The following is a 13,750-nucleotide window of genomic DNA, read 5'->3' as shown; positions in this document are numbered from 1 at the left end:
GTCGGACGGCGGGCCGGGTCGTGCAGGCGCGGATCAGGCGGCGGGCGGCTGCTGGTCGCGCAGCGCCTCGCGGAGCTCGCGGCGCTCCTTCTGCTGGTCGGGATCGGGCAGGGGCACCGCCGCGATGAGCTTCTGCGTGTACGGGTGCTGCGGGTTCCGGAGGATCGACTCGGTCGGCCCCTGCTCCACGAGCTTGCCGTGGTTCATCACGACGATGCGGTCGGCGAGGAGGTCGACCACCGCGAGGTCGTGGCTCACGAAGAGGCACGCGAACTGGAGCTCCTTCTGGATCTCCTGCAGCAGCGCGAGCACGCGGGCCTGCACCGACACGTCGAGCGCCGAGGTGGGCTCGTCGGCGACGAGCACCTTCGGCCGGAGCGCGAGCGCCCGGGCGATGCCCACGCGCTGGCGCTGACCGCCGGAGAGCTCGTTCGGGTACCGGTTGCGGAAGCTGCGCGGCAGCTCCACCTGCTCGAGGAGCTCCTCGACCCGGTCGCTCTGCTGCTTCTTCGAGAACTGCCCCGAGAGCTCGAGCGGTTCGCCGATGCTCTGGCCGATGGGCCAGCGCGGGTTCAGCGAGGAGCCCGGGTCCTGGAACACGATCCCGATCTCGCGGCGCACGGCCCGGAGGTCCTTCGCGGAGATGCCGGTCATGCGGCGACCCGCGACGGTCAGCTCGCCGCCCGCGACGGGCAGGAGGCCGACCGCGGCGCGCGCGATGGTGGTCTTGCCGGATCCCGACTCCCCCACGACGCCGACGACCTCGCCGGGGTGGATGTCGAACGACGCGCCCGAGACCGCCCGGAACGCCGGCACGCGGCCGAGCTTCGGGTAGTCGATGTCCACCTCCTTGAGGGAGATGGCGGGCTCCGTGGTGCGCTCGACGATCTCGACCTGCGAGGCCTCGCCCGTGCCGAGGTGCGGCACCGACGCGAGCAGCTGCTTCGTGTACGGGTCCTTCGGCGATTGGAAGATCTCGCGCACCGAGCCGCGCTCGACGATGCGGCCGCTCTTCATCACGATCACGTTGGTCGCGAGGTCGGCCACCACGCCCATGTCGTGCGTGATGATGACGATCGCGCTGTTGAGACGCTGGTGGAGCCGGCGCAGCAGGTCGAGGATCTCGGCCTGGATCGTCACGTCGAGCGCCGTCGTGGGCTCGTCCGCGATGAGCATGTCGGGGTCGCACGAGAGCGACTGGGCGATCATCGCGCGCTGGCGCTGCCCGCCGGACAGCTGGTGCGGGTAGGAGTCGAACGCCTTCTCCGGGTCCGGCATCTCGACGAGCTTCAGCAGCTCGAGCGCGCGCACCTTGGCGGCCGACGGGATGATCGAGTTGTGGACGCGCAGGGCCTCCACGATCTGGAAGCCCACCGTGTAGACGGGGTTGAGCGCCGTCATCGGCTCCTGGAAGATCACGGCGATGTCGTTGCCGCGCGCCTTCCGCAGGGTGGCCTGGTCGGCGCCGACCATCTCCACGCCCTTGAGCTTCGCGCTCCCCCGGACCCGGCCGTTCTTGGGCAGGAGGCCGAGCAGCGACATGGAGCTGACGGACTTGCCGGAGCCGGACTCGCCGACGATGGCGAGGACCTCGCCCGGGTTGACCTTGTAGTCGAGGTCGATGGCCGCCGGGATCCACTCGTCGCCGACCCAGAAGTCGACGCCGAGTCCGGAGACCTCGAGGATGGGGACGATCGGGTCCGCCCCGTTCGCGTGAGCGCTCATGCTGCGGCCTCCTGGCTGCTGGAAGTGGGGGTGTCGAGGGGCGCCCATGCGGGCCGTGGGACGATGTGGCCATGGATCAGCCCGTCGTCATCCGCCCGTCGTTCGGACGCCTGCTGACCGTGATCGTCTCGGCGATCGTGGTCTTCGTGCTCGTGAGCACCGTGGTGGGAGGTCGTGCCGACCTGCTCCCGACGGCCGTGTGGGGCCCGCTGCTGCTGGCCTACGCGTCGTGGCTCGTCTTCTGGGCGCCGCGCGTGCGCATCGCGACCGAGGGCGTCGAGATCCGCAACGTCTTCCGCACGCACGAGATGTCGTGGCCCGCGATCCGCGAGGTCGACACCAAGTGGGCCCTGAACGTCACGACCGCGCACGAGCGCGTCACGGCCTGGGCCGCTCCGGCGCCCGGCCGCCGCTCCAACGCCTACATCACCACGAAGGAGGAGAAGGTCCACCCCTACCTCAGCGCCATGATGCAGGACGCGCGTCGGGGCGACCTCCCGCGCACCGACTCGGGCGACGCGGCCACGGTGATCCGCAGGCGCCTCGCCGACCTCGCCGAGGCGGGCCACCTGGGCGGCCCGGTCGAGGAGGAGGGCCGGCGCGTGCGCACGCACTGGGCGGAGATCGCCGTGCTCGCGGTGCTCGTCGTCGCGACGGTGGTGACCGGCCTCATCTGAGGTCCGTCCCGCGGCGGGTCCGCGGCGGAGCTCCCGGCTCGCCGCCGGGACCGTCATCGGCCGTCCGTGGCGTCGGGCGCCTGGCCCTCGGCGGGACCGTCGGCCTGCGCGTCGGGCCGGGCCGAGCCGACGGGCGGCGGGACGCGGACGCCCTCGGCGCCGGAGCCGGTCGTCGGGCCCTGCTCGCGGCGGGTGCGACCGGTGAGCATGGCGAACATCTGCTGGTAGGGCCCCTGTCCGCCCGGCATGCGCCGCTGGCGCGGGTCGAACGCGTCGCGCAGTCCGTCGCCGATGAAGTTGATCGACAGCGCGATGATGATGATGAACAGGCCCGGGAACCAGAACAGCCACGGCCGGGTGGCGAACGCGCCCTGGTACTCGTTGATGATCTGGCCGAGCGAGACGTCGGGCTTCACGATGCCGAACCCGAGGAAGGACAGCGCCGCCTCGAGGAGGATCGCGGCGCTCATCAGCAGGGTCGTGGACACGATGACCACGCCGATCGCGTTCGGCAGGATGTGCCGGAACACGATGCGGCTGTTCGAGGCGCCCGCGACGCGCGCGGCGTCGACGAACTCGCGCTCGCGGAGGCTGAGGAACTCGCCGCGCACGAGGCGGGCGAGCGACGGCCAGCCGATGAGGCCGAGGACGATGCCGAGCACCACCGCGCCGAGACCGCCGAAGGTGCGGCCGAGCACGGCCGCGATGACGATCACGGGGATCACGATGATGAGGTCGGTGAAGCGCATGAGCAGCGAGTCGATGCGCCCGCGGAAGAAGCCGGACACGGCCCCGATCACGATGCCGATGAATGCGGCGATGATGCCGTACAGCACCATCACGACGATGGACTGCTGCGTGCCGCGCATGACGCGGGCGAAGATGTCGCGCCCGATCTCGTCCTGGCCGAAGGGGTGCACGCCGAACTGGAACGGCAGCTCCCAGGTGGGATTGCCGCCGTTGACGATGGGCGCGACGTCCTCGTAGTTCCACATCCACCAGCCGGGGATGCGGAGGCCGAAGAACTGCACGCCGACCGACGAGTACACGAGGATCGCCATCAGCACCAGCACCACGAGGGCGCTCATCGCGCCCTTGTGGCGGAGGAACCGGCGGCGGACGACGGTGCCCTGGCTGAGCCCCTCCACCTCGCGCTGCTCGATCGTCAGCTCGGAGTTCGCGCCGCCCTCGGGCAGGTGCGGGTCGTTGTGGGGGTCGTTGGGGTTCCCCATCAGTGCGTTGGACATGTGTCAGCTCACCCGGATTCGAGGATCGAGGACCGAGTACAGGATGTCGGCCAGCATGTTGAAGATGACGGTCAGGATGCTGGTGATCAGGATGAATCCCATCAGCGGGTTGAGGTCGGTCTTGGTCAGGGCGTCCTGGAAGACGGATCCCATGCCCTTCCAGGCGAAGATCGTCTCCGTGATCACCGCGCCGCCGATGAGGCCGCCCACGTCGAAGGCGATGACGGTGGCGACGGGGATCATGGCGTTGCGGAACGCGTGGCGCATGATCACGGTGCGCTCGGTGAGGCCCTTGGCGCGCGCGGTGCGCACGTAGTCCTGGTTCATCACCTCGAGGAGGCTCGCCCGCGAGTAGCGGGAGTAGCTCGCGACGGAGATGAGGAGGATCGCGATGGTGGGCAGCAGGAGGTGGGTGTAGCTGTCGAGCATGCCCTGCCACACGGATCCGTTGAGGCCCGGCGTGACGGCGCCGACGGTGGCGATGGGGCGTCCGCGGGTGTTGGTCACGTAGTCGGGCCACACCTGCATGACGCGGTCGACGATGATCAGCAGCGCCACGAGGCCGCCCGTGATGCCGGCGCCGCGGGCGACGATCGGCTTGTCGTTCTGGCCGACCACGTAGCCGACCACCACGCCGATCACGACGAACGCGACGATGAGCACGATCGTGATCCACCAGGGGGCGGAGACGGTCAGCACGTACTGCAGCGGGTACCAGAGCGCGGCGCCGAGGACCGCCATGGCGAGCGCCGAGTAGAAGGCGCGTCGGTTGCGCAGGCCCGTCGAGAGCGAGGTGATGAGCACCGCGACCAGGGCGCCCAGGGCGCCGATGAGCACGATGCCGAGACCGGGGCGCGTGAACCAGTCCGTGGCGAGCAGGTAGATGAGCACGACCGCGGTGATGACCGTCGCCGAGCCGAAGACGATGAGGCGGGGCTTCGGATCGCCGCCGATGATGCTCATCCAGACGAAGCCCGACACGAGCGACAGGACCACGATCAGGACCGGGGGTATCGACGGGTTCACGAGGAAGTCGTTGAAGCCGATGGCGACGTACTGCTTGAGCAGCACGGCGACGAAGAAGATCGGCAGCGAGAAGAAGAGGAACGACGCGAAGGTGACCGTGTAGTCGTAGCCGCTGTACTGGCGGAGCGCGGTCGTCATGCCGATCGAGACGCCGATGAGCACGGCGATGATCGTGGCGATCGTGACCAGCTGGATCGTCTGCCCGGCGGCGTTGGCGATGATCTCGTTGACCTCGCGGCCGTCGATGGCCTTGCCGAGGTCGACCTGGCCGATGAAGACCTTGAACACCCCGCCGAGCCAGATGAAGTAGCGCAGCGGCGACGGCACGTCGAGGTCGAGGAGGTCGACGCGAGCGGCGATGAGCGCATCGCGGTTCGGCGACGGGTTCTCCCGCAGATCCTGCAGGGGATCACCCGAGTTGGCGGCGAGGTTGTAGATGATGAAGCTGGCGCCCAGCAGGACGAAGAACGACGCGACGAGGCGTCTCAAGACGAAGGTAAGCACGGGGCGACGACGTCCCTTTCTGTGTTCGGCCAGGGCTCGTGACCCGACCCGACGAGAGCATACGCGGCCGGATCCGCGGATCACGAATCGGCAACGGACATGGAGAGGGTGCCGAGGCCAGAAGACCTCGGCACCCTCGCACCCTCCCGTTCAGGGGACGGCGCTCACGTGTCGCGCTACTGCGCGGCTGCCTGGGCCGGAGCCCACTCCCAGTAGTTCCAGAACCAGTTGGGCGACAGGAACGCGGGCTTGACGCCCGACACGGTGTCGCTCCAGGCGGTGAGGCCGGGGAACTGGTAGATCGGCGTCGTCCAGCCCTGCTGCTGGATGAGGGTCTCGGCCTGGATGACCAGCGCGAGCTGCTTGTCCTTGTCCGTCTCCGTGTCCAGCTGCTTGAACAGCGAGTCAATCTCGGGGTTCGACCAGCCGTAGTAGTTGTTGATGCCGCCGGTCTGGTAGTTCGGGCCGGACTCGCCGACACCGAGGCTCACCGACTGCCATCCGAAGAGGGCGATGTCGTACGAGCCCGTCTTGCTGGACAGGTCGGCACCCCACGTCGCGCTGTTCACGTCGATGAGGTTGAAGCCGGCCAGGGCGGCCGACTGGCGCATGAGCTCGAACTCCTGCTGGCGGCGCGTGTTGCCCTGGCCGTAGATGACGCGGGCGTCGATCGTGCCCGTGACGCCGGCCTTCGCGAGGTCCGCCTTGGCGCCCTCGATGTCGACCGCCTGGTCCTTGTAGCCGTTCTTCTCGACGGACGCCTGGTACTCGGGCGTGCCGGGCACGTAGACGTTCGAGTTGCGGAGCTCGGCGTCCTCCTGCAGGGGCTTGATCAGCTTGTCGAGGATCTCCTCGCGCGGGAGCGTCTTGAAGAACGCCTGGCGGATGAGCTTGGCCTTGTCGGCGTCGCCGCCGTACTTCGTGGGGTCGAACGGTCCGCCGTTGGTGACCTGGAGGTCGACGTGCTCGTACGTGCCCTCGGCCTGGCCCTTGTACTCGATGCCGCTGAGTCCCTGGACCTGCTGGAGGAGGTCGGCCGTGGGCTGGCCGGACGCGATCTGGACCTCGCCGTTGGAGAGGGCCTGGATCTGCGCCTGCGGGTCCGCGATGAAGCGGACCGTGATCTTCTCGTACTTCGGCTTCTTGGTGCCGGTGTACTCCTTGTTGGCCGTCAGGGTGACGTACTGGTCGGCCTTGAGGTCGGTGATCGTGTACGCGCCGTCGCCCAGGGTCTTCTGCGGCTCGCTCGGCATGTCCGAGTAGCGGTAGCCGTCGTTCCAGACCTTGGAGACCGGGGCGAGGACGCTGGCGTCCTTGTCCTGGATCGCCGTGATGAGCTTCTTCTTCGCGTCCTCGGGCGAGAGGTTCTGGTCGGGGAACGCGAGCTGCGTGGTGCCGTGCGCGGAGACGCCGACGCCGTTGCCGGTCGCGATCTCCCAGTCCACGTAGGGCTGGTCGTACGTGTACGTGAGGCTGCGGCCGTCGTCGCCGATCTCGGGGGTCTTGGTGACCAGGCCGAGGCGGGTGTCCTTGACGGCGCCCGAGTTGAAGAAGACCTGGTCGTCGCCGGTGGAGACCGTGCCGTCGTCGTTCGTCTTCACGTCCTCGGTCGTGTTCACGTTCGTCGTGTTCGCGGCCCAGTTGAGGAGCATGTCCGCGGCGTCGACGGGGGTGCCGTCGCTCCACTTGACGCCCTCGTTGATCGTGAACTTCACGACCAGCGGGTCGTCGGAGACCTTCTCGTAGGTGCCGAAGTCCGTGTTCTTGACGAGGGACGGGCCGTCGTCGTAGTAGTTGAAGGACTGGTTCGTCAGGTACACGATGTTCGTGTTGGCGGACGCGTTGCCGGTCGCCGACGCGTTGTTGTACTCGAGGAACGGGTCGTTCCAGGCCACGGTGATCTCAGTGCCGGCGATGACCTCGGACTTCTGAGCGGGCGCAGAGCAGCCGCTGAGAACGAGGGCACCGGAGACGATGACGGCACCAGCCGCTGCGAGGCGTCTGATTTTCAAGGTTCCTCCTGTGCATGGGAATGGCGCGGACCCACCGTGCGTGCGGTCGACCGCGCAGATAAGAATGACCCTAGGTTCGGCTGGGAGTCTTTGCAAAAACTGGGCCCAAACGTTACATACCGGTAACTCAGACGCGCGGATCCACGCGTCGCGGTCCGGATCCGTGCGTCCCGACGGTCGGGATCGCGCGTTCCTGCCGCCCTCGGCGACGGATCGCGTCGTCAGGGCCCTCACCGGCCACGTCCGGCCGGCGGGCGGCCGGTCGACATCGCGCGCCTAGGATCGGCCCGTGCCCGACGCTCCCGCCCTCCTCGACGATCCCCGCCCGCAGCTCGGGCGCGCGCAGCGGACGCGGCTGCGGTGGGAGATCGCGATCGTGCTCGGGCTGTCGCTCGGGGCGAGCGCCGTGTACTCGGTGCTCCGGATCGTCGACCTGTCCACGCGCCGGGAGGCCCTCGGCTCGCAGAGCGCCACCATCAACCGCAGCCTGAACGACCGGCAGGCGTTCGACCTCCTGTACCAGCTGCTCGACATCGCGACCGCGCTCGTGCCGGTGGCCCTGGTGCTCTTCCTGCTGTGGCAGCCGGGGCGGAGCGCGTTCCGCCGGATCGGGCTCGACCTCGCGCGCCCCGGCCGGGACGTCGCCGCCGGGTTCGGCCTCGCGGCGCTCATCGGCGTGCCCGGCCTCGGCCTGTACTTCGCGGGCCGCGCCCTCGGGATCACGGTCGACGTCGTGCCGACCGCCCTGGACTCGTACTGGTGGACCGTGCCGGTGCTCGTGCTCGTGGCCCTCCGCGCCGCGCTGCAGGAGGAGGTGATCGTGGTCGGGTACCTCTTCACGCGGCTGCGCGAGCTCGGCTGGGGGCACGGTCGGCTCGGCGCGTGGAGCGTCATCGTCGCGGCGGCCGTGCTGCGCGGGAGCTACCACCTGTACCAGGGCTACGGGCCGTTCTTCGGGAACGTGGCGATGGGGGTCGTGTTCGGCTGGTGCTACGTGCGCTTCGGCCGGACGGCGCCGCTCGTGGTGGCGCACCTGATCCTCGACGTCGTCAGCTTCGTGGGCTACCCGGTCGCCCTCGCGCTGGTGCCGGGGCTGTTCGCCTGACGGGTGGCCGCGCCCCCGCGGGGGCGCTGCCCTGGTGAATCACCCGCGCCTGTGCCTAACCTGGGAACGCCGCACGACGAGGTGCGGCCGTATCTCGAGGAGATCACATGGGCGACGCCGCTCATCCGCCCGGGGACCCCCGGCCGGCCGTCGACTACCGGGAGGTCGAGGACTCGGCCCGGTTCCAGGAGCTGAAGCGGGCGCATCGCAGCTTCGTCTTCCCGCTCGCCGTGGCGTTCCTCGTCTGGTACGCCGCGTTCGTGCTGCTGTCGGACTACGCGCACGAGTTCATGTCCACGCCGGTCATCGGGAACGTGAACCTCGGGATCCTGCTGGGCCTCGGCCAGTTCGTCACGACGTTCGCGATCACCACCTGGTACGTGAGCCGCGCCAACTCGCGGTTCGACCCCATCGCCGCGGAGATCCGCGCCGACCTGGAGGAGCGGGAGCGCGGGGCGCTCGACGGGGCGGGCGGATCCACTCCCCCGGAGCGCCGGAAGGGCGGCGGACGGTGATCGCGCCGGGCACGGCCGTCCTGGCGACCACGCCGACGACCGACACGGGCGATCCCGCCATCAACATCTCCATCTTCGGGGCGTTCGTGGTCATCACGCTCGTGATCGTGTTCCGCGCGAGCCGCGACAACTCGACCGCGGCCGACTACTACGCGGCGGGTCGCTCCTTCACCGGCCCGCAGAACGGCACCGCCATCGCGGGCGACTACCTCTCGGCGGCATCGTTCCTCGGCATCGTCGGCGCCATCGCCATCAACGGGTACGACGGGTTCCTCTACTCGATCGGGTTCCTCGTCGCGTGGCTCGTGGCGCTGCTGCTCGTGGCGGAGCTCATGCGCAACACGGGCAAGTTCACGATGGCCGACGTGCTGAGCTTCCGGCTGAAGCATCGGCCCGTGCGGTTGGCTGCGGCGACCACGACGCTCGCGGTGTGCTTCTTCTACCTGCTCGCGCAGATGGCGGGTGCCGGCGGGCTCGTCTCGCTGCTGCTCGGGATCGAGGACCGGCTCGGGCAGTCGCTCGTGATCGCCGTGGTGGGCGCGCTCATGATCGTCTACGTGCTCGTGGGCGGCATGAAGGGCACCACCTGGGTGCAGATCATCAAGGCCTGCCTGCTCATCGCGGGCGCCGCGGTCATGACCGTGTGGGTGCTCGCGATCCACGGGTTCGACGTGTCCGACCTCCTGGGCGCCGCGGCCGCCGCGGCCGACAAGCCCGTGCTCGAGCCCGGCAACCAGTACGGGGCCACGGGGATCACGAAGCTCGACTTCCTTTCGCTCGCGCTCGCGCTGGTGCTCGGCACGGCGGGCCTCCCCCACGTGCTCATGCGCTTCTACACGGTGCCGACCGCGAAGGAGGCGCGTCGCAGCGTCGTGTGGGCGATCTGGCTCATCGGGATCTTCTACCTCTTCACCCTGGTGCTCGGGTACGGCGCGGGCGCGCTGCTCGGGAGCGAGCGGATCCTCGCGGCCCCCGGCGGCGTGAACTCGGCGGCGCCCCTGCTGGCGCTCGAGCTGGGCGGGCCGATCCTGCTCGGCATCATCGCGGCGGTCGCGTTCGCGACGATCCTGGCGGTGGTGGCGGGGCTCACGATCACGGCCGCGGCGTCGTTCGCGCACGACGTGTACGGCAGCGTCATCAAGAAGGGGCAGGTCTCGGCGAACGGCGAGGTGCGCGTCGCGCGGATCACGGTGGTCGTGATCGGCATCGTCTCGATCATCGCGGGCATCGGCGCGAACGGGCAGAACGTCGCGTTCCTCGTGGCGCTCGCGTTCGCGGTGGCCGCGAGCGCGAACCTGCCGACCATCCTCTACTCGCTCTACTGGCGGCGCTTCTCCACGCGGGGCGCGGTGCTGAGCATGTACGGCGGGCTCGGGACGGCGCTCGTGCTGATCGCGTTCTCGCCCGTCGTGTCGGGCGCGGAGACGTCGATGATCCCGGGGGCCGACTTCTCGTGGTTCCCGCTGAGCAACCCCGGCATCGTGTCGATCCCGGTCGGGTTCCTGCTGGGCTGGATCGGGACGGTGACCTCGACCCGCACGGAGGATCCGCTCGTCGCGGCGGAGATGGACGTGCGGTCGCTCACCGGGCACGGCGCCGAGAAGGCGACGGAGCACTAGGGGCTCGTGCCGGGCGCCCCCGTCGAGGCGCCCGGCACGCGGTCAGTCGCTGAGCGCGTCGCTGAGGATGGCGAGCACGCCCGCGCGGGTGTCGGCCGCGGTCGCGCCCAGCCGATCGGCGACGATCTCGACGAGCGACTCCAGGACGATGACGTGCGGGATGCGCGACGTGTGCTCCACCTCGTGGCGGAAGCCGGCCTTCGCGGGCGCGACGACGAGGGCGACGTCGGCGATGGCGCCGATGGGCGAGGTCGCGAACGAGGTGACCGCGACGATCCCCGCGCCGGCCGAGCGGGCCGCGCGCGCGGCCCGGAGGCTCAGCTCGTTGGCGCCGCTGCCGCTGATGACGAGCACCACGTCGTCGGCGCCGAGGCGGCTGACGGCGATCTGCTGGCCGATGGGATCCGCGACGTGCTCCGTCGGGCGCCCGACGGCGGTGAGCCGCATCGAGAGGTCGAGGGCGAGCGGCGAGGACAGGCCGCTCGCGACGATCACGAGCCGGCGGGCCGCGACCACGCGCGCGACGGCGTCCTCCACCTCCGCCTCGGTGAGGACGCTCGCGACCCGGGGCAGGGCGGCCGCGAGCGCGTCGAGGTCGGAGCGGATCCGGCCGAGGGCGCTGGTGCCGTGCGCGCCGTCGCCCGCGGCGGTCGACGCCCGCGCCGAGCTGCGGGCCAGCTCGCGCGTGAGGGCGACGCGCAGCTGCGGGTAGCCGCGGTAGCCGAGGCTCTGGCAGGAGCGGATCACGGTCGACCGCGCGACGCCCGCGCGATCGGCGAGCTCCTGCGCGGTGATCTCCACCACGCCCTCGGTGTCGTCGAGGATGAGCTCGACCACCCGGCGCTCGCTCGGCTGCAGGGCGTTGACCACGGTCGCGATGCGCGTGGTCGGCCCGACGTCGTCACTCCACTGCACGGACCCTCGCCCCCTCGGTGATGCGGCGGCGGATCGCTCCGGAGATCGCGTCGATCGACATGGTGACGGCGACCACCACGATGAGGAGCACGCCGACGGTGGACCACTCCCGGTACTGAGTGTAGGAGGTGAGCATGTCGCCGATCCCGCCGACGCCGATGAGGCCGAGGACGGCCGACGCGCGCACGTTGATCTCGAACCGGTACAGCCAGAAGGAGAGGAACTCGCCGCTCGCCTGCGGCCACACGCCCCAGCGGATGATCGACCACGCGCCGCCGCCGGCCGCGCGCACCGCCTCGATCGGGCCCCGACCCACGCCCTCGACGGACTCGTAGCCCCACTTGCCGAGGGTGCCGACGCTCGAGACGGCGAGCGCGAGCGCGCCCGTGAGCGGCGTGAGCCCGGTGACGGACAGGATGATGATCGCGGTGATGATCTCCGGGACCGCGCGGATGGCGGAGAACAGGATCCGCAGCGGCCAGCGCACGCCGGCCGGAGCGAACCCGCGGGCCGCGACGAACGCGAGCGGCACCGACACGACGACGCCGATGACCGTGCCGACCCAGGCCATGAGCACCGAGACCCAGGTCTGGGCCAGGGCCTCGGGCAGCTTCGACCAGTCGGGGCTGGCGAACATGAGCCAGAGGTAGCGGACGACCTCGGCGGGCAGGTCGGCGAGGCGGTCCCACGCGATGTCGGCCGACCAGCAGGCGACGACCACGACGACGGTGACGCCCGCGGCGGCGACGACGCGGCCGGGGCGGCGGGGGCGGACGGGCACGGCGAGGCTCATGCGATCCTCTTCCTGATCTCGTTCGAGACGAGGTCGATGACGATGACGATCACGAGGATCTCGAGCACGATGAGCGCGAGCTGGTCGTAGCGGTAGAAGGTGCGCACGGCGTCGATGAGGAGGCCGATGCCGCCCGCTCCCACCAGGCCGAGCACGGTGGACGCGCGCACGTTGAGCTCGAGCACGTAGAGCGTCTGCCCGATGAAGCCGGGCAGCACGTCCGGGAGCGCCACGGCGCGGTCGACCTGCATCCGCGTCCCGCCCGCCGCGCGACCGGCCTCCAGGGGACCGGCGTCGTTCGACTCGATGGACTCCGACACGAGCTTCACGATGATGCCCACGTTGAACAGGACGAGCGCGATGATGCCGGGGAGGGCGCCGACGCCCACCATGGCGACGAGCAGCGAGGCGTAGAGCAGCTCGGGCACCGCGCGCACGACGTTGAGGATCGCGCGGAGGATCCCCCGGCTCACCGGGTGGGGGTTGGTGAGCCGCGCCGCCCACAGGCTGAGCGGCAGCGCGACCGCCGCGCCCGCGACCGTCGCGATGACGGCCATGGCCAGGGTCTCGAGCATCGGCGCGACCGTGCGCGGGAAGAAGGCCCAGTCCGGCTGGACCAGGCGCACCAGCTTGTCGGCGCCGTTGCGCCAGTTGCGCGCGATGGCGTCGAACCCGAACGCGACGCCCAGCTGCGGGCTCATCGCGACCGCGGTGATGACGAGCACCACGGCGAGCGCGACCCAGGGCCGCCAGCGGCCGGCCGGCCGCGGCGGCAGCTCGCGGACGCTCATCCGAGGGTGTCCTCCGGCCGGATCGACCGGCCGTAGATCGCCTCGAAGACGTCGTCGCCCGCGGTCGCGGCCGGTCCGTCGTAGACGACCTCGCCCGCCCGGAGGCCGATCATCCGGTCGCCGTAGCCGCGCGCGAGGTCGAGCAGGTGCAGGTTCGTGAGCACGGTGATCCCGAGCTCCCGGTTGATCCGACGCAGGTCGCCCATGACGCCGTGCGCGGTCGGCGGGTCGAGGCTCGCGACCGGCTCGTCGGCGAGGACGAGCCGGGGCCGCTGCGCCAACGCCCGCGCGATGGCGACGCGCTGCTGCTGGCCGCCGGACAGGGTGGACGCACGGTCCCAGACCTTGGCGAGTATCCCCACGCTCTCGAGGGCCTGGAACGCGATCTCGCGGTCCGCCGCCGTGTGCAGGCCGAGGAAGGTGCGCCAGCCGGGCGTGTGCGCGAGGCGTCCGACGAGGACGTTGTTCAGCACGCTGGTGCGGGAGGCCAGGTTGAAGCCCTGGAAGATCATGCCGATGTCGCCGCGGAGGGCGCGCAGCCGCCGACCCGCGAGGCCGTCGACGCGCGTGCCGCCCACCTCCACCTCGCCCGAGGACACGGGGACGAGGCCGTTGATGGTGCGGATGAGGCTCGACTTCCCCGATCCGGACAGGCCGACGATCGAGACCATCTCGCCGCCCGCGATGTCGAGGGAGACGTCCTTCAGCGCGACGACGCCGTTGGGGTACCGGACCGTGACGCCGCGGAGGCGGACGGCCCACGGCGCGGAGGCCGGCGCGAGCGCGTCGGCCTCCGCGAGGGAGCGGGTGGCGGGCATGCG

General features: G+C 70.5%; 12 protein-coding genes. 4 read left to right on the top strand and 8 right to left on the bottom strand.

What is annotated here, in order from left to right; all coding sequences use genetic code 11:
* Nucleotides 1-33 precede the first annotated feature (33 nt).
* On the bottom strand, nucleotides 34-1,725 hold the full coding sequence (locus tag ITJ44_RS12415; RefSeq protein ID WP_194635863.1) for an ABC transporter ATP-binding protein: 1,692 nt from the start codon (nucleotides 1,723-1,725) through the stop codon (nucleotides 34-36).
* 71 nt (nucleotides 1,726-1,796) lie between these two features.
* Between ITJ44_RS12415 and ITJ44_RS12410 the strand changes: the two genes are divergently transcribed.
* On the top strand, nucleotides 1,797-2,402 hold the full coding sequence (locus ITJ44_RS12410; RefSeq protein ID WP_194635862.1) for a PH domain-containing protein: 606 nt from the start codon (nucleotides 1,797-1,799) through the stop codon (nucleotides 2,400-2,402).
* Nucleotides 2,403-2,455: 53 nt separating this feature from the next.
* On the opposite strand, the gene ITJ44_RS12405 is transcribed toward ITJ44_RS12410, so the two are convergent.
* From ITJ44_RS12405 to ITJ44_RS12395, 3 genes are all read right to left on the bottom strand, one after another.
* The gene (locus ITJ44_RS12405; RefSeq protein ID WP_194635861.1) at nucleotides 2,456-3,649 is read right to left on the bottom strand and encodes an ABC transporter permease; all 1,194 of its coding nucleotides are present in this window, start codon (nucleotides 3,647-3,649) and stop codon (nucleotides 2,456-2,458) included.
* A 3-nt stretch (nucleotides 3,650-3,652) separates the two neighbouring features.
* Nucleotides 3,653-5,179 (bottom strand): ABC transporter permease, encoded by a 1,527-nt coding sequence (locus ITJ44_RS12400; RefSeq protein WP_194635860.1) that lies wholly within the window; start codon nucleotides 5,177-5,179, stop codon nucleotides 3,653-3,655.
* A 176-nt stretch (nucleotides 5,180-5,355) separates the two neighbouring features.
* Nucleotides 5,356-7,191 (bottom strand): ABC transporter family substrate-binding protein, encoded by a 1,836-nt coding sequence (locus ITJ44_RS12395; protein WP_194635859.1) that lies wholly within the window; start codon nucleotides 7,189-7,191, stop codon nucleotides 5,356-5,358.
* A 289-nt stretch (nucleotides 7,192-7,480) separates the two neighbouring features.
* On the opposite strand from ITJ44_RS12395, the gene ITJ44_RS12390 reads away from it, so the two are divergent.
* From ITJ44_RS12390 to ITJ44_RS12380, 3 genes are all read left to right on the top strand, one after another.
* The gene (locus ITJ44_RS12390) at nucleotides 7,481-8,296 is read left to right on the top strand and encodes a CPBP family intramembrane glutamic endopeptidase (protein WP_194635858.1); all 816 of its coding nucleotides are present in this window, start codon (nucleotides 7,481-7,483) and stop codon (nucleotides 8,294-8,296) included.
* A 107-nt stretch (nucleotides 8,297-8,403) separates the two neighbouring features.
* Entirely contained in the window at nucleotides 8,404-8,811 is a 408-nt protein-coding gene (locus ITJ44_RS12385; protein ID WP_194635857.1) for a DUF485 domain-containing protein, read from the top strand.
* The gene (locus tag ITJ44_RS12380; RefSeq protein ID WP_194635856.1) at nucleotides 8,808-10,430 is read left to right on the top strand and encodes a cation acetate symporter; all 1,623 of its coding nucleotides are present in this window, start codon (nucleotides 8,808-8,810) and stop codon (nucleotides 10,428-10,430) included. Before ITJ44_RS12385 ends, ITJ44_RS12380 begins: the two co-directional genes overlap by 4 nt.
* Before the next feature lie 42 nt (nucleotides 10,431-10,472).
* Here ITJ44_RS12380 and ITJ44_RS12375 read toward each other — a convergent pair whose 3' ends face one another.
* From ITJ44_RS12375 to phnC, 4 genes are read right to left on the bottom strand one after another with little or no spacing between them, the layout of a single operon-like run.
* Entirely contained in the window at nucleotides 10,473-11,345 is an 873-nt protein-coding gene (locus ITJ44_RS12375; protein WP_194635855.1) for a MurR/RpiR family transcriptional regulator, read from the bottom strand.
* Entirely contained in the window at nucleotides 11,332-12,138 is an 807-nt protein-coding gene (gene phnE / locus ITJ44_RS12370; RefSeq protein ID WP_194635854.1) for a phosphonate ABC transporter, permease protein PhnE, read from the bottom strand. The genes ITJ44_RS12375 and phnE (ITJ44_RS12370) overlap by 14 nt, the downstream gene beginning before the upstream one ends.
* On the bottom strand, nucleotides 12,135-12,929 hold the full coding sequence (gene phnE / locus ITJ44_RS12365; RefSeq protein WP_194635853.1) for a phosphonate ABC transporter, permease protein PhnE: 795 nt from the start codon (nucleotides 12,927-12,929) through the stop codon (nucleotides 12,135-12,137). The genes phnE (ITJ44_RS12370) and phnE (ITJ44_RS12365) overlap by 4 nt, the downstream gene beginning before the upstream one ends.
* On the bottom strand, nucleotides 12,926-13,747 hold the full coding sequence (gene phnC / locus ITJ44_RS12360; protein WP_194635852.1) for a phosphonate ABC transporter ATP-binding protein: 822 nt from the start codon (nucleotides 13,745-13,747) through the stop codon (nucleotides 12,926-12,928). The genes phnE (ITJ44_RS12365) and phnC overlap by 4 nt, the downstream gene beginning before the upstream one ends.
* Between the last annotated feature and the right edge of the window lie 3 nt (nucleotides 13,748-13,750).

The organism is Clavibacter sp. VKM Ac-2873 (assembly GCF_015351075.1).
GTDB lineage: Bacteria > Actinomycetota > Actinomycetes > Actinomycetales > Microbacteriaceae > Clavibacter.
The sequence above is the reverse complement of the archived record's forward strand: the minus strand, read 5'-3'. Positions and strand labels throughout refer to the sequence as shown.

What these genes read in the sequence shown, in the direction of transcription:
- ITJ44_RS12385 (WP_194635857.1), top strand. Translation starts at nt 8,404, where the DNA reads ATGGGCGACGCCGCTCATCCGCCCGGGGACCCCCGGCCGGCCGTCGAC.
- ITJ44_RS12405 (WP_194635861.1), bottom strand. Translation starts at nt 3,649, where the DNA reads ATGTCCAACGCACTGATGGGGAACCCCAACGACCCCCACAACGACCCG.
- phnE (WP_194635853.1), bottom strand. Translation starts at nt 12,929, where the DNA reads ATGAGCGTCCGCGAGCTGCCGCCGCGGCCGGCCGGCCGCTGGCGGCCC.
- ITJ44_RS12410 (WP_194635862.1), top strand. Translation starts at nt 1,797, where the DNA reads ATGGATCAGCCCGTCGTCATCCGCCCGTCGTTCGGACGCCTGCTGACC.
- phnC (WP_194635852.1), bottom strand. Translation starts at nt 13,747, where the DNA reads ATGCCCGCCACCCGCTCCCTCGCGGAGGCCGACGCGCTCGCGCCGGCC.
- phnE (WP_194635854.1), bottom strand. Translation starts at nt 12,138, where the DNA reads ATGAGCCTCGCCGTGCCCGTCCGCCCCCGCCGCCCCGGCCGCGTCGTC.
- ITJ44_RS12415 (WP_194635863.1), bottom strand. Translation starts at nt 1,725, where the DNA reads ATGAGCGCTCACGCGAACGGGGCGGACCCGATCGTCCCCATCCTCGAG.